This is a genomic window from Kitasatospora azatica KCTC 9699, assembly GCF_000744785.1.
GTDB lineage: Bacteria > Actinomycetota > Actinomycetes > Streptomycetales > Streptomycetaceae > Kitasatospora > Kitasatospora azatica.
In genome coordinates this window covers 4,953,598-4,972,840 of record NZ_JQMO01000003.1, presented here as the reverse complement: position 1 = coordinate 4,972,840, position 19,243 = coordinate 4,953,598, and the positions used below count along the sequence as shown (strand labels likewise).

Annotated in this window: 21 protein-coding genes; 16 read left to right on the top strand and 5 right to left on the bottom strand. The window is 71.3% G+C overall.

Features of this window, described 5'->3' with window-relative positions; genetic code table 11:
- Nucleotides 1-11 precede the first annotated feature (11 nt).
- The 3 genes from BR98_RS32780 (at nt 12) to BR98_RS32770 (ending at nt 2,389) form a co-directional block, all read left to right on the top strand.
- The gene (locus BR98_RS32780) at nt 12-578 is read left to right on the top strand and encodes a hypothetical protein (RefSeq protein WP_051970649.1); all 567 of its coding nucleotides are present in this window, start codon (nt 12-14) and stop codon (nt 576-578) included.
- Nucleotides 575-1,756 carry a DNA cytosine methyltransferase gene (locus BR98_RS32775; RefSeq protein ID WP_232247778.1) on the top strand — a complete coding sequence of 394 codons (1,182 nt, stop codon included), beginning with the start codon at nt 575-577 and terminating at the stop codon, nt 1,754-1,756. The genes BR98_RS32780 and BR98_RS32775 overlap by 4 nt, the downstream gene beginning before the upstream one ends.
- Nucleotides 1,757-2,140: 384 nt before the next feature.
- Nucleotides 2,141-2,389, top strand: a complete 249-nt coding sequence (locus BR98_RS32770) for a hypothetical protein (protein WP_035850659.1) — start codon at nt 2,141-2,143, stop codon at nt 2,387-2,389.
- Nucleotides 2,390-2,418: 29 nt separating this feature from the next.
- Here BR98_RS32770 and BR98_RS32765 read toward each other — a convergent pair whose 3' ends face one another.
- Complete coding sequence (locus BR98_RS32765) at nt 2,419-3,729, bottom strand: PIN-like domain-containing protein (RefSeq protein ID WP_035850657.1); 1,311 nt, start codon at nt 3,727-3,729, stop codon at nt 2,419-2,421.
- 158 nt (nt 3,730-3,887) lie between these two features.
- Here BR98_RS32765 and BR98_RS32760 point away from each other — a divergent pair, with 158 nt between their 5' ends.
- The 6 genes from BR98_RS32760 to BR98_RS32735 all read left to right on the top strand — a co-directional run bounded on the left by BR98_RS32760 (nt 3,888) and on the right by BR98_RS32735 (nt 10,589).
- Entirely contained in the window at nt 3,888-5,738 is a 1,851-nt protein-coding gene (locus tag BR98_RS32760) for a DNA polymerase (protein ID WP_035850654.1), read from the top strand.
- 11 nt (nt 5,739-5,749) lie between these two features.
- Nucleotides 5,750-6,235 (top strand): single-stranded DNA-binding protein, encoded by a 486-nt coding sequence (gene ssb / locus BR98_RS32755; protein ID WP_083977264.1) that lies wholly within the window; start codon nt 5,750-5,752, stop codon nt 6,233-6,235.
- Nucleotides 6,236-6,325: 90 nt separating this feature from the next.
- Entirely contained in the window at nt 6,326-7,252 is a 927-nt protein-coding gene (locus tag BR98_RS42180) for a bifunctional DNA primase/polymerase (RefSeq protein ID WP_051970647.1), read from the top strand.
- On the top strand, nt 7,249-9,024 hold the full coding sequence (locus tag BR98_RS32745) for a hypothetical protein (RefSeq protein WP_063774874.1): 1,776 nt from the start codon (nt 7,249-7,251) through the stop codon (nt 9,022-9,024). The genes BR98_RS42180 and BR98_RS32745 overlap by 4 nt, the downstream gene beginning before the upstream one ends.
- Nucleotides 9,025-9,038: 14 nt before the next feature.
- Complete coding sequence (locus tag BR98_RS32740; RefSeq protein ID WP_035850652.1) at nt 9,039-9,269, top strand: helix-turn-helix transcriptional regulator; 231 nt, start codon at nt 9,039-9,041, stop codon at nt 9,267-9,269.
- A gap of 72 nt (nt 9,270-9,341) precedes the next feature.
- Complete coding sequence (locus BR98_RS32735) at nt 9,342-10,589, top strand: tyrosine-type recombinase/integrase (RefSeq protein WP_035850649.1); 1,248 nt, start codon at nt 9,342-9,344, stop codon at nt 10,587-10,589.
- A gap of 71 nt (nt 10,590-10,660) precedes the next feature.
- Here the strand turns inward: BR98_RS32735 and BR98_RS32730 are convergent, their stop codons facing one another.
- From BR98_RS32730 to BR98_RS32720, 3 genes are all read right to left on the bottom strand, one after another.
- Complete coding sequence (locus tag BR98_RS32730) at nt 10,661-11,242, bottom strand: vitamin K epoxide reductase family protein (RefSeq protein ID WP_035854621.1); 582 nt, start codon at nt 11,240-11,242, stop codon at nt 10,661-10,663.
- 32 nt (nt 11,243-11,274) lie between these two features.
- Entirely contained in the window at nt 11,275-12,135 is an 861-nt protein-coding gene (locus BR98_RS32725) for a DsbA family protein (RefSeq protein ID WP_051970645.1), read from the bottom strand.
- A gap of 114 nt (nt 12,136-12,249) precedes the next feature.
- Nucleotides 12,250-12,909, bottom strand: coding sequence for a hypothetical protein (locus BR98_RS32720; protein WP_035850648.1), 660 nt, complete (start codon nt 12,907-12,909; stop codon nt 12,250-12,252).
- Between the two features lie 116 nt (nt 12,910-13,025).
- On the opposite strand from BR98_RS32720, the gene BR98_RS32715 reads away from it, so the two are divergent.
- From BR98_RS32715 to BR98_RS32690, 6 genes are all read left to right on the top strand, one after another.
- A complete protein-coding gene (locus BR98_RS32715) occupies nt 13,026-13,997 on the top strand; it encodes a lysylphosphatidylglycerol synthase transmembrane domain-containing protein (protein WP_051970643.1) in 972 nt (323 codons plus the stop codon).
- 80 nt (nt 13,998-14,077) lie between these two features.
- Nucleotides 14,078-15,517, top strand: a complete 1,440-nt coding sequence (locus tag BR98_RS32710) for a dihydrolipoyl dehydrogenase family protein (protein WP_035850646.1) — start codon at nt 14,078-14,080, stop codon at nt 15,515-15,517.
- 28 nt (nt 15,518-15,545) lie between these two features.
- A complete protein-coding gene (gene trxA / locus BR98_RS32705) occupies nt 15,546-15,914 on the top strand; it encodes a thioredoxin (RefSeq protein WP_035850644.1) in 369 nt (122 codons plus the stop codon).
- Nucleotides 15,915-16,107: 193 nt separating this feature from the next.
- A complete protein-coding gene (locus BR98_RS36790) occupies nt 16,108-16,359 on the top strand; it encodes a hypothetical protein (RefSeq protein WP_051970641.1) in 252 nt (83 codons plus the stop codon).
- 256 nt (nt 16,360-16,615) lie between these two features.
- Complete coding sequence (locus BR98_RS32695) at nt 16,616-17,638, top strand: isopenicillin N synthase family dioxygenase (RefSeq protein WP_035850641.1); 1,023 nt, start codon at nt 16,616-16,618, stop codon at nt 17,636-17,638.
- A 75-nt stretch (nt 17,639-17,713) separates the two neighbouring features.
- Entirely contained in the window at nt 17,714-18,442 is a 729-nt protein-coding gene (locus tag BR98_RS32690) for a MerR family transcriptional regulator (protein WP_035850640.1), read from the top strand.
- A gap of 5 nt (nt 18,443-18,447) precedes the next feature.
- Here the strand turns inward: BR98_RS32690 and BR98_RS32685 are convergent, their stop codons facing one another.
- Entirely contained in the window at nt 18,448-18,984 is a 537-nt protein-coding gene (locus tag BR98_RS32685) for an RICIN domain-containing protein (RefSeq protein WP_051970639.1), read from the bottom strand.
- Nucleotides 18,985-19,031: 47 nt separating this feature from the next.
- On the opposite strand from BR98_RS32685, the gene BR98_RS32680 reads away from it, so the two are divergent.
- Nucleotides 19,032-19,223: a hypothetical protein gene (locus BR98_RS32680; protein ID WP_035850638.1), complete on the top strand. Its 192-nt coding sequence runs from the start codon at nt 19,032-19,034 to the stop codon at nt 19,221-19,223.
- Nucleotides 19,224-19,243 lie beyond the last annotated feature (20 nt).

The following is a 19,243-nucleotide window of genomic DNA, read 5'->3' as shown; positions in this document are numbered from 1 at the left end:
AGGGAGTCCGCATGACCGAGTTCACCTCGCACACGCTCGCCCTGTGCGACGAGTACGCCCGCAAGCGCTACGGCAACTACCTGGCCCAGCACCGCCGGGACTTCGTCCTGGACGGCGAGCCGCTGCCCCCGGGGCACTTCGCCGCCGTTGCCTGGCGGATCGCCACCAGCCCCGTCATGGCCCCCGGCTACGTGCGCCTGCGCCCCGACGTGGACGGCATCTACACGACGTTCACCGACGACGGCGAGCTGCTGCTGAGCATCGACGTGCCGCTGCGACACCGCGTCCTGGCCAACCGCCCCAGGGTCGAGTTCTCGGACTGGTGGCAGCAGCGGACGTACTGCGACGACGGCCGGTTCACCGATCTGATCGAGCCGGAGGAGCTGCGGGGGCGGCCCGCGCTGCTGCTCACCGCGGCCATCGTCGTCCCGGTCCCGGAGGACCTCCTTCCCCGCCCGACGACCACCCAGGGCGCCGAGCTGATCGCCCAGGCCAAGGAGGCCGTCCACACCCTGGTGGACCTGGTCAACACCCAGGCCAAGGCGGTCAACGAACTGGCCGCCGGCGGTGCCCGGTGAACGCCAACCCGGCCCCCGCCGGCCTCGCGCTGCTGGGCGGCGGGCCGCGGCTGCTGTCGCTGTGCTCCGGGTACGGCGGGCTGGAGATCGCGGTCCGCGCCGGCCTGGGCGGCCAGGTCGTGGCCTTCGCCGAGAACGACCCGTTCGCCGCCCAGGCCTTCTCCGCGCACCACCCGGGGGTGCCGAATCTGGGGGACATCACCCGCACCGACTGGCACCGGGTGCGCGAGGAGTTCGCGCCCGAGGTGCTGGCGTCGGGGTTCCCGTGCACGGACATCAGCAACGCCGGACGAAGGGTGGGCATCGGTGGCAAGCGCTCGGGGATCTGGAAGAACGTCGCTGAGGCTGTTCGCGTCCTTCGACCGCGCCTCGTGTTCCTGGAGAACGTGGCGGCGATCCGCTCCCGCGGGCTGGACGTCGTCGCCGCGGACCTGGCCGCGCTCGGGTATGACGCGCGGTGGACATGCCTTCGAGCTGGTGACCCCGAGGTCGGCGCCCCGCACCCGCGGGACCGCTGGTTCGCCGTCGCGTATCCCGCTGCTCAAGACGCCGACCTCGCAGCTTGGCGTGAACGGTGGACCGCAGCACCCGGACAAGCGCAAGGCGGGCGGGCACGGCCCGACCTTGGAGGACGAGGCGGTGTTCCTGCTCCCGACCGCGCCGTGGGAGTGAGCCTGCTGCCCACGCCTGCGGCCCGGGACTGGAAGTCGGGCGCGTCGAACCTGCTGGGCGTCAACTCCCGTCCGCTGAACGAGGTCGCAGTGAACCTGCTGCCGACCCCGAAGGCCTCGGACGGGCCCAACGGCGGACCGAACCAGCGCGACGCCTCCGGGCGCTACTACCTGCCCGGCCAGGCCGTGCGCCTGGACGAGCGGTGGGTGGCCCTGGACGGCACCGACTACGGGCCCGCGATCCGCCGCTGGGAGCACGTCACCGGGCATCCGGCGCCGTGCCCCACCGAGCCCGGAACCCGCGGCAACCGGCGCCTGGCCTCCGCGTTCGCCGAATGGATGATGGGCATCGACCCCGGCCGCGTCACCGGCCTGGGCCTCCCGCGCCGGGAGGAACTGCGGATCATCGGCAACGGCGCCGTCCCCCAGCAGGCCCACCACGCCTACGGCCTGCTCCTCGAAGCCCACACCACCACCCACACCCAGACCGGCGCGGAGGCGGCGTGACCAGACCCGCAGTGCCCGGCGAGCAGGGCGCGCGGCTGCGGCTGTTCGCCTCCCTCGACCGCGCCACCCAAACGTGGCGCGCCTGGCGCCGCACCAACCCGCCCGGCTGGACCGCGGCCCCGGCCAGCTGGCCGCGCACCGGCATGCTCCGCGCCGGCCACGCCTACGAACTCACCCCGCGCAAGCCCGCCCGCCGCACCCGCGGCGGCCGGGCGGCCCGGGGCGCCGACCCGCCCGAGCCGGTGCTGCTGCCCACGCCCACCGCCTCCGACGGCACCGGAGGCCCCGGCACCAGCCCCAGGCGCGCGGGCGGCATGAACCTGCGCACCCTCGTCACCATCCTCCCCGCGCCGGCCGATACCCCCGCCGCGAAGGAGACACACGATGACCGAACTGATCGGACAGGAAGCCCTGTTCACCCCCACCACCCCGGACGAGACGCCCGGGGCGGTGCCGTACCAGGCGGCGAGCATCGTGGCCTTCGACGCCGCAGTGGCCGGCGACGGCTACGGCTGGCTGGCCCGCCTGCTGCCCCCGCCCGCTCCGCTGCCGTGCCCGCGCTGCCGCCGGCCGATGCGCCTTCCTGCGGTCCCGCTGCTGTGGCAGTGCACCAGCTGCGACATCCCGCAGTGACACTGTGGGATTGCACACCATGTCGCCAGTCAGACCGGCCTCTGGCGCCACGGCCACTGTCGATTGATCTGTACCTGTGAGCGATCCATTCGCATTAGGATCTGCATCGCCAGGATCTCCGATGGCTCCAATGGATCCCACGTGATCCATTGGGCCACTGGGCGATTCGGAATTCCGTCGCCCAGAAGCGAAATTGCCTTTTGGGTGGGGGCCTCGTTGGAGATAATTAGGATCGAATTCACAGGGCCGACGGCGGCCTTCCCGAGCAGCTGGTGAACATAGGCCGATGAACCTTTCCGCCCGGGGGTGATATAGCAGATATCAATGCCAACAGTGATCCCGCTTCGCCCCGCTGCGAGTAGGTCAGTCCCATTGTCATGGGCTTGCTTCGAGACCATGACCAGCTGGCCTGATCCGTGAAGGTCGGCAATGACATGCCACACTGCGTTTTCGTAGTGCCGGGCTGCTTCCTGGGGGCTTGAATGGCGCGCCTGAGTGACTGTCTTCTCGGATACGGGTTTATGCAGAGTAGAGCCCGCGCGCCGGATGAAGCTCGGGAGGGGCTGCTGGTAGTAGGGAACTCCGGCGCCATCCATCATCTCCCGGACGAGTTCTACTCTCGGCCCCAAGGTCTTGCCTCCGTGTCGCCTGTACCAGTCGTCCTTGGTGTCATTGGTGATCAGCAGGACGGGCTTGTTCTGCTCTTTGGCTCGGCGGAGCAGCTGAAGCCAGAGGACAGCGTCCCCATTGCCGTTCTCGTCCTTCTTCTCGTCTCGGTTTCCCGGAGGGACCCCCTCCCTGAGGCGCTTGTCAGCTTCCTCCTTGAATTCCTCAAGCTCCGCCAGGGGTGGACGGTCGGCGACCCGACCCTCTAGGAGCCGCTCCCATTTCTCAAGAATCGGGTCGGTGCGGAGGGCGTCCTCAAGCTTGCTGTCCTTCTCTCCGCTGAGGCGATTCACCTTCTCAATGATCGCATCCATTGAGCGGAGAATGTCTTGGCAGTCAGCTGACGAGACCACGGGGTGGTGCTTAATCGTGGCCATATGGGCTTCGAGTTGCGTTTTCGCTGTCGCCAGAGGAGCTTGAAGCTTCTGGTAGACCTTGTCCTCGCCTGCCAGGACGGATGGCCTGTTCTGGAAAAACTCCCAGGCCGCCTGATAGGTGACCCACAACCTATCTGCGACGACCTCCAGAAGCTCGAAGATCTGCCCCCGCGCTTCTCGGTCGACCCTGTACGGACTGAGAAGGACGTTTGCATCCAGGGAAATAATCCCCTCTTGAAGAAACGCCTTGTATTCCTCGTCCGACGGACTGTAGTACTCCGAGAATTGCTGCTTCACTGCCCCGCCTCTCCCAAGCCTGACCCAAGCGTAGCCGTCATGCAGCAACGAACTCACCCGAACCGCCATGGGCCTTACAGCAGTTGGCGAGGACGAGAGCCGCCGCAGCCGGCCCAGGCATAGCAGCAGGAAGCGAATGAATCCTAGGGAGACAGCCTGTGGCCACCCACGCCCGCACCTACTCCGGGTACACCATGACCGTCCACGCCCCTTCCGGGGAGGGCGACTTCGACCGGGAGGCCTTCGCCGCGTTCGCCCGTTCTGACCCGGTGCTGGGGCTGGACGTGGAGGGCCGGGCGATCGTGGACGGCGGGCCGGGCCACTTCGGCCCGGACGCCGGCCTGCGGCTGGTCCAGTTCGGCACCCCGACCGCCGCGTGGGTCCTCAACCCGCTCGTCCCCGCCCAGCGCCAGGCCATCGCGGCCGTGCTGGCCGATTCGGAGCGGCGGTTCACCACCCACACCAACTACGACGTGCTGGCCGTCTGGTCGGCGTTCGGGATCGCGCTCGGGCAGCGGGTGGTGGACACCCACCTGCTGTCCAAGCTGGTCCAGCCGGACGAGCGCGCCGGCCACGGCCTCAAGGATCTGTCGCTCCGTTACCTGGATGACGGCCTGGTCACCGCCCAACAGGCCCTGTACGAGCGGATGCGCCAGCTCGCCCCGACCGGTCAGCGGGCCGGGAACAACGCGCTGACCTGGGGCTGGAACCACATCCCGTCCACGGACGAGGCCTACACCGTGTACGCCGGGCTGGACGCCATCTACGTGCGCCGGCTGCTGCCCATCCTGCTGGCCGAGTGCGCGCCGTTCTCGCACCTGGTGCGCATGGAGCAGTGGCTGGCCGCCCAGGCCACCGGCATCACGGTGCGCGGCCTGCTGCTTGACCGCCCCTACACCGAGCGCCTGCTGGACGAGGTGCAGGGGGAGTTCGAGCAGGCCGCCGGGGCGATCGAGCGGGAGCTGGGCTTCCCGGGCAACAGCCCCAGGTTCGCGCACTGGCTGGCCGGCCAGGTCACCGGCACCGAGCTGCCGCGCACCGCCAAGGGCCAGCCGCAGGCCACGGCCGAGACCCTGGCCCAGCTGGCGAAGGAACTGGAGGCCGGGACCGCGGCCATCACCGAGGAGGGGGCGGCGATGCTGGCGGCCCGGCGGGCGATGGCCGCCACCACCAACATCCGCACCAACCTGCGCTCCTTCCTCGCCGCGGCCGACGCCCAGAGCCGGGTGCACCCGCAGGTCAAGACGCTGCGGGCCCGCACCGGCCGCATGTCCATCACCGGCCCGGCGTTGCAGACCCTCAAGAAGCACGACAGCCGGCTGCGGCACTGCTTCCGCGCCGAGGTGGGCCACGTGCTGGTCGGCTGCGACTTTGCCGCCGTCGAAGTCCGGGTGGCCGCGGCCCTGTCCCGCGACGCCACGCTGATGCGGGTCATCGCCTCCGGGGTCGACATCCACGACGCCACCGCAGAGCTGATGTACGGGCCCGGCTTCACCAAGGAGCAGCGCACCGTCGGCAAACGGGCCACCTTCGGCACCATCTACGGCGGCGGCGCCAAGGCCCTGGCCGAGCAGACCGGGGTGCCGATCGCGGTGGCCCGCCAGGTGATCCAGCGCTGGCAGCGCACCTACCCCGAGGTGATCCGCTTCGGGAAGGCCATCGCCGAAGCGCCGGTGGTGGTCACCGGGTCCGGGCGGCGCATCCCCCCGGACCCGCAGCGCCCCTACGCCAACAGCAACTACGCGATCCAGTCCACCGCCCGCGACCTGCTGGTGGCCGCCGTCCACGAACTGGCCACCGCCCACGGCCTGGCCGCGAACCTGTGGCTCTTCGTCCACGACGAGGTGATCGTCCAGGTCCCCGAGCAGGACGCGGAGCGCGTGCGCGACCTACTCACCCAGGTCATGACCACCAGCTACCGGGGCGTCCCCATCGAGGCCGAGGCCGAGATCCTCGGCACCCACTGGGGCCGCCTGCCCGAACCCGCAACCCTCACCCCCGCTGCCTGAGGAGACCTGCTGTGCCCATCGGAGAGACCGTGCTGACCGTGGTCGGCAACCTGACTCGTGACCCCGAACTGTCCTACACCAGCGGCAACGTGGCCCGTCTGGTGTTCAACATCGCCTCCAACTCCCGCAACTGGGACAAGAACACCGCCAGCTGGGGCGAGGGCCACACCCTCTTCCTGCGCTGCACCGCCTGGCGCTGGCTCGCCGAGAACGCCGAGAAGACCCTCACCAAGGGCACCCGCGTCATCGTCACCGGGGCCCTGCGCCAGTTCGAGTGGACCAGCGCCGACGGCGTCCAGCGCACCGGCTACGGCATCGACGTGGAGGACATCGCCGTATCCCTGCGCTACGCCACCGCCACCGTGAACCGCACCACCCGAAGCACGACCGGCCCGGACAGCGGCCCGGCGGGCGACGCCTGGTCCACCAGCGGTCCCGCCGCGAGCAGCTGGGGCGCCCCGTCGGGCGGCGGGTTCAGCGAGGAGCCGCCCTTCTAGGAGCGCCCCGGGGCAGCCGCACAGCTTCCCGGCGAATCCGGCTGCCCCAGGCCCCTGCCCGTACCTCGAGCACGACAGGAGACACCCAGCATGCCCCGAACCCCCGCCCGTGCCCAGCACCCCGGCCCCTGGTGGCCCGCCGCACGCGCCCACGCCCTGACCGCCGCCGTCCTCTACGGCCACAAGGTCGCCCCGCTCACCCGCTCCAAGCTCCCCGCCATCGCCTCCGCCCACAAGGACGACATCCACAGCCTGTGCACCGGCCAGTGCGGCACCTTCGGGCACGGCATCCACGACGCCAGCAGCAACCCCGAGCAGGTCAAGGCGATGTTCGCCGCCGCCCCCTGGGCGGCCGGATACGCCATCGCCTGCGGCCAGGCCCCGCACCACCTGTTCGGCCTCGACCTCGACCGCAAGAACGGCACCGACGGCATCGCCAACTTCCACGCCCTGACCGCCCGCCACGGCTTCGCCCTGCCCCCGACCGCGGCCGTCACGACCCAGTCCGGCGGCCTGCACGTCTGGCTCACCGCCCCCGACCGCTTCGTGGTCCCGAACACCGCCGGGCTGCTCGCCCCCGGCGTCGACACCCGCGGCACCGGCGGCTACCTCGTCGGCCCCGGCAGCGCCGGCACCCTCGGCCGCTACGCCTTCGCCCCCGGCACCGACCCCCGCACCATCGCCCCCGCCCCCGCCGAACTCCTCGCCCTCCTGACGGCCCGCCACGACACCACGGGCGCACCGCACGGGCAGGACGCCGGGCGGCCCGCAGCAGGGCCGAGGCGGCGCCTGGACGGCCTCGTACGGACCGTACGGGAGGCGCCCGGGGGCGAGCGCAACAACCGGCTCTACTGGGCCGCCCGCACCGCCCTGGCCGCAGGCATCGACCCCGCCACCGCACTGGGCGAACTCACCGACGCCGCACGGGAGACCGGCCTGGACGAGGAGGAGATCCAGCACGTGTTCCGCAACGCCGGCAAGGGTGCCGCCCGGGACCGGGCGGGGGTGCGCGGGTGAGCGCGGCCGAGAAGGGCCCCTCACAGGCCGCCCTCGTCGTGTCCCTCGCCAAGGCCGGATACGACCTGGTCATGTCCGAGGACGGCCGCCCCTACGGCGTACGCCGCCACGGCCCCAACGTCGTCCTCCCGCTGCGCGGCAAGGCCGGCCTGCGCTCCCAGCTGGCCCGCAAGTTCACCGAGAACAACGGAGGCCAGGTCGCCTCCCAGTCCGCCCTCGCCGACGCCATGACCGTCCTGGAAGGCATCGCCGCGGCCACCGACCCCGTCCCCGTCCACCTGCGCGTCGCCGGCGACTCCCACCACGTCGTCCTCGACCTGGGCACCGCCGACGGCCGCTGCGTCCTCGTCACCCCCGAAGGCTGGAGCGTCCAGGACCGCTCCCCGGTCTACTTCCGCCGCTCCGGCGCCATGTCCCCCATGCCCACCCCCGAACCCGGCGACGGCGACGGCCTGGCCAAGCTGCGCGGCCTGCTCAACATGGACGACGGCGCGTTCCACCAGCTCATCGCCTGGCTGGTCGCCGCCTGGATCCCGCACATCCCCCACCCGGTACTGACGTTCAAGGGCGAACAGGGCACCGGCAAGTCCAAGACCGCCCAGATGGTCATCAACCTCGTCGACCCCTCCGCCGCCACCAAGCGCTCCCAGCCCAGGGACGTGAAGACCTGGGCCACCCAGGCGTTCAACTCCTGGGCCCTGTGCCTGGACAACGTGTCCACGATCCCGCCGTGGTTCTCCGACACCCTGTGCAAAGCGGTCACCGGCGACGGCATCGTGGACCGCGCCCTCTACACCGACGACGACGTGGTGGTGCTGACGTTCCGCCGGGTCCTGGCCATGACCACCATCGACGCCGGCGCCCTCGCCGGGGACCTGGCCGAGCGGCTGATGATGCTGGAACTCCAGCTCATCCCCGAGCACCTGCGCCGCACCGAGGAGGAGCTGGACGCCGTCTACGCCGCCGCCCGCCCCGCCATCCTCGCCGCCCTGCTCGACCTGCTCGCCAAGGTCCTCAAGCAGCTCCCCGAGGTCCACCTGGCGAAGAAGCCCCGCATGGCCGACTTCGCCACCGTCCTGGCCGCCGTCGACCACGTCCAGGGCTGGAACACCCTGCGCGACTACCTCAAGTCCTCCGAGACCGTCGCGATCGAAGCGCTCGAAGCCGACCCCTTCGCCGCCGCCGTCCTGGCCTTCGTGGAGACCCACGGCGCCTTCACCGGCACCGCCACCCAGCTCCTCAACCTCCTCCCGCCGCCGGAGAGCCACGACCCGAAGTGGCCCAAGAACCCCTCCAAGGTCGGCAGCCAACTGCGCCGCTTCGCACCCGCGCTGCGCGCCGCCGGCGTCGGCTTCGAGACCCCGCGCGAGAGCGACAGCGGACGCAACCGGATCATCCGACTGACCGCGTCACCAGAGATGGCCCGCAATTTGCCGTCCGAGCCGTCCGCGCTGTCCGAACATGCCACTGACCTGCGGCGACCGCCGGACGGCACTCCGGTCAGTGCTGTCCGAACCACCGGTGAGTGCTGTCCGACAGCACCCGCCCCGGACAGCACGGACAGCACTTCGGACAGCACCCGGACAGCAACCCCCAACGGCATGCATGTCCCTGACCAGCACCAACAGGCACCCCCGGACAGCGCGGACGGCTCGGACGGCAAATTGCAGCCAATCTCCGGCTACCACCTCCGCTGCGCTACCTGCGGCCATCCCATGGACCCCGCTCTCACCACCGCCGGACACCTCACCCACCCGGACTGCACCGCCTGAACACCGGAGCCGACATGCCCAAGAACACCGCGCTGCTCAGCGACGGGCTGGCCGACCCGCGCCTGGTCGTCCTCACCTGCGAGGAGCTGGCGGACTTCCTCAAGCTCCCCTCGGTCGAAACCGTCTACCAGTGGCGCCGGAAGCGCACCGGCCCGGAGGGCTTCCGCGCCGGCCGTCACGTTCGGTACACCCTGGCCTCCGTCCTCGCCTGGATGGACAGCCAGGCGCGTCAGGACGCCGCGTAGTTCCGCCTGAAGGCCCGCGACGCCATCCGTCGCGGGCCTTCGCCGTACCAAACCCGAAAGGAGACCGGCCGCATGGCTGGCCACGTCCAAGACCGCTGGTACAAGACCGAGACCGATCCCGATGGCAAGAGCCGAAGGGTGAAGACCGACCGCTACGGCACCGGCATGCGTTACCGCGCCCGCTACATCGGCCCCGACGGCGCCGAACAGTCCAAGTCCTTCCCCGACCGCAAGAAGCGCGAAGCCGAGAACTGGCTCACACAGATCGAAGCCGACATGGCTCGCGGCCAGTACATCGACCCCAAAGCCGCCCGCACGACGTTCCAGGAGTATGCCGCGCGGTGGTTGGCGTCGCAGACTACGGACGCCGTCACCCAGGAGGGCACCGAAAGGCGGCTCCGTCTGCATGTGCTCCCCTACCTGGGCAACCGTCCGATGGGGACGTTCCAGCCCGCCCACATCCGCGAATGGCTCAAGCGGCTGGAGGCATCCGGCCTGGCGGCGTCGTACATCGGGATCATCTACACGGTTGTACGAGCGGTGCTCTCCGCCGGCGTGGACGACGGCTTCCTCCCACGAAACCCGTGCGCTTCCCGCTCAGTCCGCCAGCCTTCGTTCCGCCGGGAGCGGGTCGTCCCCTGGACCCCCGATCGTGTCTTCTCGGTCCGGGCCGGGCTCCCGCAGGCTCTCCGGCCGATGGTGGATCTCGGGAGCGGCTGCGGGCTACGGCAGGGCGAGATCTTCGGCCTGGCAGTCGACGCCATCGACTTCGACGCAGGAATCCTGCGTGTCGTCTCGCAGACGAAGGTTCTTCGGCAAGGGCTGGTCTTCGCGCCGCCGAAGGGGGACAAGGTGCGCGACGTACCCCTGCCGGCGGCCATTGCGGCCATTCTCAAGGAGCACATCGCCGCCACCCCTCCCGTCGCGGTGACGCTCCCCTGGCGAACTTGGGACGGTCCCAAAGTCACCAAGCTCCTGCTCTTCACTGACGCCGCCGGGTGCACCTTCCGCAGGTCGACGTTCAACGACTCGTTGTGGAAGCCCGCGCTGGCGGCCGGCGGCGTCATTCCGGTCCCGCAGCAAGGGCAGCGGTATGCCAGCGCACCCAGGGACGGGATGCACGCGCTCAGGCACTTCTACGCCTCTGTCCTCCTCGACGCCGGCGAGAACATCAAGGCCCTGAGCGAGTACCTGGGACACGCCGACGCCGCGATCACTCTCCGGACCTACACACACCTCATGCCGAGCAGCCCGGACAGGACCCGCCGGGCCGTCGATGCGCTCTACAAGGGCCCGGCTGATCGCTCGGACGGCCCGTAGACGGCCCAGGACAGACCAGTTGATGGCTCCCGCCTGGAAACCCGCAGGTGGGAGCCATCAAAGGTGTTCACTCAGAGCAGGGTCTGCCAGTAGTACCAGAACCGGTTCAGCACCAGCAGCGCGATAACCGCGTACCAGAGCACCGGCACCACCCAGTGGTAGCGGTTCAACTCCCGTACCACCGGCTGAAGTCGGTCGGAGACCGGGATCACCCCGGTGCGCAGGTTGGCCAGCGTGGTGTACCAGAAGAGCAGGATGGTCACCGCCCAGACCACCATGCAGTACGGGCACAACGCCCCGATGGAGTACAGGGACTGGCCGATCAGCCAGTGCACCAGGACCACCCCGAGCAGGCTGCCCGCCTGCAGGCCCAGCCAGTACCAGCGCCGGTAACGGGCTCCGGCCGCGAGGCCGGCCGCGGTGGCCAGCACCACGGTGAAACCGACCAGCCCCAGCAGCGAGTTGGGGAAGCCGAACAGCGAGGCCTGATCGGTGCGCATCACCGAGCCGCAGCTGATGATCGGGTTGATGTTGCAGCTGGGTATGTAGTTCGGGTTCTCCAGCAGCCGCAGCTTGTCGAACGTGAGCACCGCGGAGGCCGCCAGCCCCAGGGCACCCGCCACGGCGAGCAACCAACCGTAGGCTCTGGTCACTTGACTGGTCCCGTGGCCGGTCGGCTGGCCGGTCACTGGGCGCCGACCTGCTGCTTGAAGTTGTCCGCGCTGACCGGCGTGCCCTTGCTGTCGAAGAGGGTCAGCTGCTTGCCGTCCAGCTTCATGGTCGGCGTCCCGGTGACCCCGCTGCTGTTGAAGGCCTTGGCCACGCCCTCCGCCCAGGGCAGGTAGGTGCCGTCCTTCACCGCCGAGCTGAAGGCGTCGGTCTTGAGCCCGGGGACCTGCCCGGCCAGGTCCAGGATCCGGTTGACGTCGCCGAAGCCGTCGGTGCGCTCGTCGGGCTGGTTGGCGTAGAGCACGTCATGGAACTTCTTGAAGTCGTCCGGGCTCTGGTTGAGCGCCGCGCCGGCCGCCGCGAGGGCGGTGATCGAGCCCTTGCCGCCGAGGTTGTCGTCCAGGAAGGCGGCCAGGTGGTACTCGATCTTGTAGTTGCCCTGGTCGGCCAGCTGCTGCACCAGCGCGCCGTTGGCGACCTCGAACTTCTTGCAGATCGGGCAGCGGAAGTCCTCGTACACGGCCAGCGTGTGGGGGGCGTCGGGCTTGCCGTAGGTGATCACCGTGCTGTCGGTGCCGCTGCCTTGCGCGTGCGCCGGGACCACGACGGCGCCGCTGCCGGAGCCGGCGGCCGAGCTCGCGGACCGGGGAGCGGCGGCGCTGCTCGAGCCGCCCGCGCTGTTGATCGCGATCGCCACGCCGCCGACCAGCGCCGCGGCCACCGCGACCGAGACGCCGATCACCACCCGGCGGCGGACCGTCTGCGCCCGCTGCTCGCGCAGCCGGGCCTCGTTCATCCGCTCACGCCGGGCGGCCTGCCGCTGCTCGTGACTGCTGTTGTTCAGGTTGCTGTTGTTCAGGTTGCTGGTGTTGCTCATGGGGATGTCCGATTCCGCGGCCGGACCGGCCGCTGCGTCGCTGTCTCGCTACGGGGTGGGCGTCGACGGCGCAGGCCGGCCGTGCTCCCGATCCCCGGCGGGCGGGACGGGACGTCAGCAGGCGAGCGCGAACGACGCCGGCGGACCCCGGCGACGGGACGGCGCGAGCGGCAGGTCCTCGGTGGGCGCGTGCTCGGGCCGCGGCTCGGGCAGCGGCACGCCGGGCGCCGGCCGGGCCGGCAGCGGGGCGAGCAGCAGCAGCGCGCGCACCGCACCCGGCACCAACCGGGCCAGCGCGCCGAGCAGTTCGGGCAGCCGCAGCAGGGCCAGCTCGGCCAGCCGCAGGCAGAGCGCGGCGAGCAGGGTGACCACGACGTGGACCCCGAGCAGCAGCAGTTCCAGCACCCAGGGCGCCAGCGCGAGCGCGCTGTCCGTGCCACCGACCGAGCCGCCACCACAGACCATCAGGTCGAGGCCGTGCGAGCCGGTCGGATGCGGGCGGCCCGGGGTCGGGGCACAGGTCTGCTGACCGAGGTTGAAGGTGGTGTTGAGCAGCAGCTCCACCGGCAGCAGCAGCGCGGCGATCTGCGCGAACCCGCGCTCGGCACCGGCCAGCAGCGCCGCGAGGGCGAAGACCGCCACACCGGCGCCGGCCACCACGGTGATCGGCAACGGCCGTCCGGTGACCACCACCTGGCCGGCCGCCGCCAACGGCACGGCGAGCGCGGCGAAGAGCGCGGCGCGCAGCGTGCGGGGCGTTCGGCGGGTGGTCACGGTCCGGAGTATGCCACGCGCGGCCGAACGGGCACGAGACCGCGGACCGCACACTCCTCGCCTGCGCGACTCGAAACGTTGAGCGGGATGCAAGGTGCCCGTGGGAGCATGCACGCGTGACGAGGGGGATAACACAGACCGGGCCGGCCCGATGGCTGAGGCCGCGCACGCTGATCACCACCGCGGGGGCACTGGCCTTCGCGGCGCTGCTGTACATCCAGGGCACCCACTCCCCGGTCGACCCGGTCGGCCTGGTGCTGAGCGCGGACCCGGCCTGGTCGGTGCTGGCACTGCTCGCCACCGCCGCCAGCTACCCGGCCGCCACCATGGGCTTCCTCGGCTTCGTGCCGGAGCGGATCGGCGTCGCCCGGGCCCTGCTGGCGCAGCTGGCCGGCTCCTTCGTGAAGCTGGTGGCACCGGGCGGCTTCGGCAGCGTGGCGCTCAACACCCGGCTGCTGCTGCGCGCGGGGATAGCCCCCGGCCCGGCCGCCTCCAGCGTCGGCGCCAGCCAGCTGGTCGGCTTCAGCCTGCACCTGCTGCAGCTGAGCTTCTTCCTCTGGCTCACCGGCTTCCAGCCGACCGGCCACCACTCCGGCTACCTCGGCACCATCACCCTCGGCTGCACGGCCGCGGTCGCCCTGCTCTCCGTGGCACTGCTGTTGATCCCCCGGCTGCGCCGCTGGGCGCTGGCCAAGCTGCGCCCGCTGACCGAGGGCTCGCTGACCCGGCTGCGCCAGCTGCTGCACCATCCGCGGCACCTCGCCCTCGGCATGCTCGGCCAGGTGCTGATCTCGATGACCCTGGTCGCCGCCCTCTACTGCTGCGTGCGTGCCACCGGCGAGCACCCGCGGTTCGCCGCCGTCGCGGTGGCCCTGCTGCTCGGCAACACGATCGGCAACGTGGTGCCGACCCCAGGCGGGCTCGGCGGGGTCGAGGCGGCCACCGCCGCGCTGCTGGCCAGCACCGCGCGGCTGGGCTACCCGTCGGCGCTGGCCGCGGTGGTGCTCTACCGCCTGATCACCCTGGTCCTGCCGGTACTGCCGGGCTGGGCGGCCTTCACCGTGCTGCAGCGACGCAAGGCGCTCTGAGCCCGCTCAACCGAGGCACGCCGAGCGGTTCTGCGTGCGAGGATGGCTGACGGACCGTCAACCATCCCGGGGAGCTGCCCATGACCACCGAGTACGACGTCATCGTCCTGGGCGCCGGGCCGACCGGGGAGAACCTGGCCGACCGCACCCGGGCCGCCGGGCTGAGCACCGCCGTGGTGGAGAGCGAGCTGGTCGGCGGCGAGTGCTCGTACTGGGCCTGCATGCCGAGCAAGGCGCTGCTGCGCCCGGCCGCCGCCCTGGCCGCCGCCCGCGCGGTGGCCGGCTCGCGCGAGGCGGTCACCGGCGCCCTGGACGCGGCCGCCGTTCTGGCCCGTCGGGACTCCTTCGCCTCGCACTGGAAGGACGACGGCCAGGCCTCCTGGCTGGACGGGATCGGCGCGGTACTGATCCGCGGCGAGGGCCGGCTGGACGGTCCGCGCCGGGTCGCGGTGCGCACCCCCGACGGCGGCGAGCTGCTGCTCACCGCCCGCCACGCGGTCGCCGTCTGCACCGGCAGCCGCGCCGTGCTGCCGGAGCTGCCCGGACTGGCCGGGGCCAAGCCGTGGACCAGCCGGCAGGCGACCAGCTCCCCCACCGTGCCGGACCGGCTGCTGGTGGTCGGCGGCGGCGTGGTCGGCGTGGAGATGGCCGCGGCCTGGCAGGCGCTGGGCTCCCAGGTCACCCTGCTGGCCCGCGGCGGCGGGCTGCTGCCGCGCCTGGAACCGTTCGCGGGCGAGCTGGTCGCGGACGGCCTGCGGGCGGCGGGCGTGACGGTGCGTCTGGGCGCGGACGTCGCGGCGGTGCACCGGGACGGCCCGGTGGTCACGGTCCGACTCGCCGACGGCGCGGAGCTGACGGCCGAGGAACTGCTCTACGCCACCGGCCGGGCGCCGCGCACCGACCGGCTCGGCCTGGCCAGTGTCGGCCTGACCGACGGGGACTGGCTGCCGGTGGACGACAGCTGCGCGGTGCGCGGCGTCGAGGGCGGTTGGCTGTTCGCGGCCGGTGACGTCAACCACCGCGCGCTCCTCACCCACCAGGGCAAGTACCAGGGCCGGATCGCGGGCGCGGCGATCGCCGCGCTGGCCCAGGGCCGACCGCTGGACACCGCCGACTGGGGCGCGCACGTGGCCACGGCCGACCGGGCGGCCGTACCGCAGGTGATCTTCACCGAACCCGAGGTGGCGGCGGTCGGCCTGAGCGCCGAGGAGGCCCGCCGGGCCGGACACCGGGTGCGGGTGGTGGACTACGAACTGGGGCAGGTCGCGGGCGCCTCGCTCGCGGCGGACGACTTCCGCGGGCGGGCCCGGATGGTGGTGGACGAGGAGCGTGCGGTGCTGCTCGGCGTCACCTTCGTCGGCCCGGGCGTCGGCGAACTGCTGCACGCGGCCACGATCGCGGTGACCGGGCAGGTGCCGATCGACCGGCTCTGGCACGCGGTGCCCGCGTATCCGACGGTCAGTGAGATCTGGCTGCGGCTGCTGGAGACCTACCGGGACTCCCACCGGGACTCGGAATAGCCCCGCGCGAAGTCTGGTTGAGCCGACCATGACTACTGTGGAGCTCACCAAGGACAACTTCGACGAGGTCGTGACGGAGGACTCCTTCGTCCTGATCGACTTCTGGGCGTCCTGGTGCGGGCCGTGCCGCCAGTTCGCCCCGGTCTACGACAAGGCCGCCGAGGCCCACCCGGACCTGGTCTTCGGCAAGGTGGACACCGAGGCGCAGCAGGAGCTCGCGGGCGCCTTCGGGATCACCTCGATCCCGACCCTGGCGATCATCCGGGAGAACGTGCTGATCTTCGCGCAGCCCGGCGCCCTGCCCGCCGCCCAGCTGGAGGACATCATCCAGCAGGCGAAGGGGCTGGACATGGACGAGGTGCGCAGCAAGATCGCGGCGGAGACTCCGCAGGCCTGAGTTTCCCACCGGGAATGGGAAGTCGACCCGTTCGACTTCCCATTGGGCCTCCGCGTTCCGCACGCGGAGCGTGACTGCCGGTCGACAGACTGGTGCGCATGCCCAGAGCCGGCCCGAAGGCCAGGTCAACGCGTTTTTCGGCCAGTATCGGGACGCCATTCTGGGTCAGAACCCCAACCAGAACCCCGTCGAAGTGCGCGGGGAGTTCCTCACTCCGCAGCTCAACACCGAGCTCGACCAGTGGGCGGCAGTGCACGACGCCGACCCGGTGTTCCGGGCCCAGAGCGTGCCAACCGACTGGTCGGTCGCCTACGGCGGAAGCGGAGCCGGGCACTCCACGGTGATCCTCACCGAGTACTGGGCGGGCGGCGGCCACACCGACGTCTGGTACCAGCTCCGGCTGGCCGACTTGCGCATCGACGGGCTCCAGGACCCGCCCGCATAATCGTCTGTTATGCAGGTCACATGCCGTGCCCCGCCGGCCCTCGTCTAACCTGGTGAACGTGCTTCTACTCGTCAGCCGTCGCCACGTGGACCTGCTCCGCGTCACGAGCATGTCCTGTCGCCGCTCCCGCTGACCCCGTCCCTCCCCAGTTTTTCCAGGACCCCGGCCCCGGGGGCGCCGCGCCATCTCTGCCGCGTCCCCGACCGTCCCGGCCACCGCCGGAGCTGCCGGGCCGACCCCAGCGGATGTCTCCCTCATGTCGCAGCAGCACACCACCACGCCGGCCAACGACCTTCCCGTGATCGACCTCTCCGCCGCCTCCGGCACGGCGGAGCAGCGGGCCGCCCTGCACACGGACCTGCTTCACGCGGCCACCGAGGTCGGCTTCTTCCACCTCATCGGCCACGGCGTCACCGAACAGGAGACCGCCGAGCTGACGGCCGCGATGCACGCCTTCTTCGCCCTCCCCGAGGCGGAGCGGATGGCGATCAGCAACCTCAACTCCCCGCACTTCCGCGGCTACACCAAGATCGGTGACGAGCGCACCGGCGGACGCAGCGACTGGCGCGACCAGATCGACATAGGCGCCGAGCTGCCCCCGCACCGCCCCGGACCGGGGGAACCGGACTACTGGTGGCTGGAAGGCCCGAACCAGTGGCCGGACGAGCTGCCCGAGCTGCGCACGGCCAGCCTGCACTGGATCGAGCGCCTGAGCGCCGTCGCCGAGCGCCTGCTGCACGAGCTGCTGACCGCCATCGGCGCCAAGCCCGACTTCTACGACGCCGCCTTCGCCGGCCATCCTCACCTGCGGCTCAAGCTGGTCCGGTACCCGGGCAGCGCGCCGGACGGCACCGGCCAGGGCGTCGGCGCGCACAAGGACTACGGTTTCCTGACCCTGCTGCTCACCGACGGCGTGCCCGGTCTCCAGGTGGAGCGCGCGGACGGCAGCTTCCTGGACGTGCCCTCGATGCCCGGCGCCTTCGTGGTCAACCTCGGCGAGCTCCTCGAGGTCGCCACCGACGGCTACCTGAAGGCGACCAACCACCGCGTGGTCAGCCCGCCCGGCGGCCGCGAGCGCTACTCGGTGCCGTTCTTCTACAACCCGCGGCTGAACGCGCACATCGACCCGCTGGACTTCCCGCACGCCCACCACGCCCCGGGCGCCACCGAGGACCCGGCCAATCCGCTCTTCGCCGAGTACGGATTCAACGAGCTCAAGGGATACCTGCGAGCCCACCCCGAGGTGGCGCGCCGGCATCACGCCGAGCTGGTCGGCTGATTCGCGCGCGAGCCCGCCGGTGGGACAGTCACACTGCTAGTGTCACAGCAGGACTGTCCCACCAGGAGCGCCCACGTGCTGCGTCTGACCGTTGACGAACTCGCCGCCCGCGCCGGGGTGACCGTGCGGACGCTGCGCTTCTACGGCAGCCGGGGCCTGCTGCCCCCGCCCGAACTCGGACCGCGCCGGGTGGGGATCTACGGTGCGCAGCACCTCGACCGGCTGGAGCTGATCGAGGAGCTGCAGCGACTCGGCCTGACACTCGCCGCGATCGAGCGCTACCTCGACCAACTCCCGGCCGACATCAGCGCGCTGGACCTGGCCATCCACCGCGCCCTGCTCGCCGTCTGGGCCCCGGAGACCGCCGAACGGGCCAGCGTCGAGCAGCTCTCCCGGCGGGTCGGACGCGAGCTGTCGGACGGCGACCTGGACCAGCTGGTCGCCATGGGAGCCCTGCAACGCACCGATCAGGACGGCGAGTTCCTGCTCGACCCGGGCCTGCTCCCGCTGGGCGCCCGGGTGTTGGACCTCCCGATCCCGCTGGAGACCATCGTCGCCGCCCGCGCGGTGGTCCGCCTGCACAGCCAGGCGGCCGCCCGCGACCTGCACCGCCTCTTCCGCGACACGGTCTGGAGGCCCTTCCGCGAGAGCGCCCCGGCCGAGTCCGAGGTGGAGCGGATGCGCCAGGTGAGCGGCCAGATCGAACCGCTGCTCACCCAGGCCCTGGTGACGGCCTTTCACCGCTCACTGGCGGAACAGCTGGCCGGCGGCGGAGAGGACGCGTTGCCGGCGGCGGGTGACTGAGGCCGTCAGCGCGTCGGCCCCAACCCGTACCAGATCTGGTTGTTCCCGGCCCAGCAGTCCCACTGGCGGGCGAGCGAACCGTTGATCGCGTAGGGGTTGAGCGCGACCTCCAGGCACTTGCCGCTCCAGCCGTTGCGCAGGACGTACCCGGTGCCCGGGATGTGCGTCCAGATCCACTTCTGGTTCCACCCGCCGGTGCAGTCCCACTGCTGGGCGGGAGCGCCGTTGTCGGTCCGCCAGCCGGCGATCTCCAGGCACTTGCCGCTGTGGACGTTGACCAGTGACCCCGACGGGCCGGCCACCAGGCTCCACTGCTGGTTGGCGCCGTAGTGACAGCTCCACTGGTTGGCCGGAGCGCCGTTTTCGGTGTGCCAGCCGCCGATCTCCAGGCACTCGGGGGCGGCTGCGTTGCCCAGGACGACCACGTCCGGGAGCCACGGGTGGAAGTAGTCGGCGCCGGCCGCGTTGGCGGCGGGTGCGGCCGCGGTGAGCGCGAGACCGGCACCGAGAACGGCGGCGGCTATGCGGGTTCTGAGAGACATTGCGGCAGCGTAGCGCGGTGGTGTGTACCATCGCCGAGCTTATCCCCGTGCTCGACCACATCGTGGTGGTCGGGACCGCCTGCTGGACCCGCCTGAACCACCCGATCCGCCAGCCGAATCGAGGACCCCGCCGTGCCAACTGGTACCGGGCACTCACCGTGCACATCGCCAGGCTCGAGCGCTCCTACCGGGCCGTCAGCGCCGAGGCCGTCCTTCCCGACCAGGACCAGGCCCGCTGACAGGACAGCTCTTCGTCCCG

Bases quoted from the DNA above. Each gene is read 5' to 3' on its own strand.
- BR98_RS32695 (WP_035850641.1), top strand. From the start codon at position 16,616: ATGTCGCAGCAGCACACCACCACGCCGGCCAACGACCTTCCCGTGATC.
- BR98_RS32735 (WP_035850649.1), top strand. From the start codon at position 9,342: ATGGCTGGCCACGTCCAAGACCGCTGGTACAAGACCGAGACCGATCCC.
- BR98_RS32725 (WP_051970645.1), bottom strand. From the start codon at position 12,135: ATGAGCAACACCAGCAACCTGAACAACAGCAACCTGAACAACAGCAGT.
- BR98_RS32710 (WP_035850646.1), top strand. From the start codon at position 14,078: ATGACCACCGAGTACGACGTCATCGTCCTGGGCGCCGGGCCGACCGGG.
- BR98_RS42180 (WP_051970647.1), top strand. From the start codon at position 6,326: ATGCCCCGAACCCCCGCCCGTGCCCAGCACCCCGGCCCCTGGTGGCCC.
- BR98_RS32770 (WP_035850659.1), top strand. From the start codon at position 2,141: ATGACCGAACTGATCGGACAGGAAGCCCTGTTCACCCCCACCACCCCG.
- BR98_RS32740 (WP_035850652.1), top strand. From the start codon at position 9,039: ATGCCCAAGAACACCGCGCTGCTCAGCGACGGGCTGGCCGACCCGCGC.
- BR98_RS32685 (WP_051970639.1), bottom strand. From the start codon at position 18,984: ATGTCTCTCAGAACCCGCATAGCCGCCGCCGTTCTCGGTGCCGGTCTC.
- BR98_RS32780 (WP_051970649.1), top strand. From the start codon at position 12: ATGACCGAGTTCACCTCGCACACGCTCGCCCTGTGCGACGAGTACGCC.
- trxA (WP_035850644.1), top strand. From the start codon at position 15,546: ATGACTACTGTGGAGCTCACCAAGGACAACTTCGACGAGGTCGTGACG.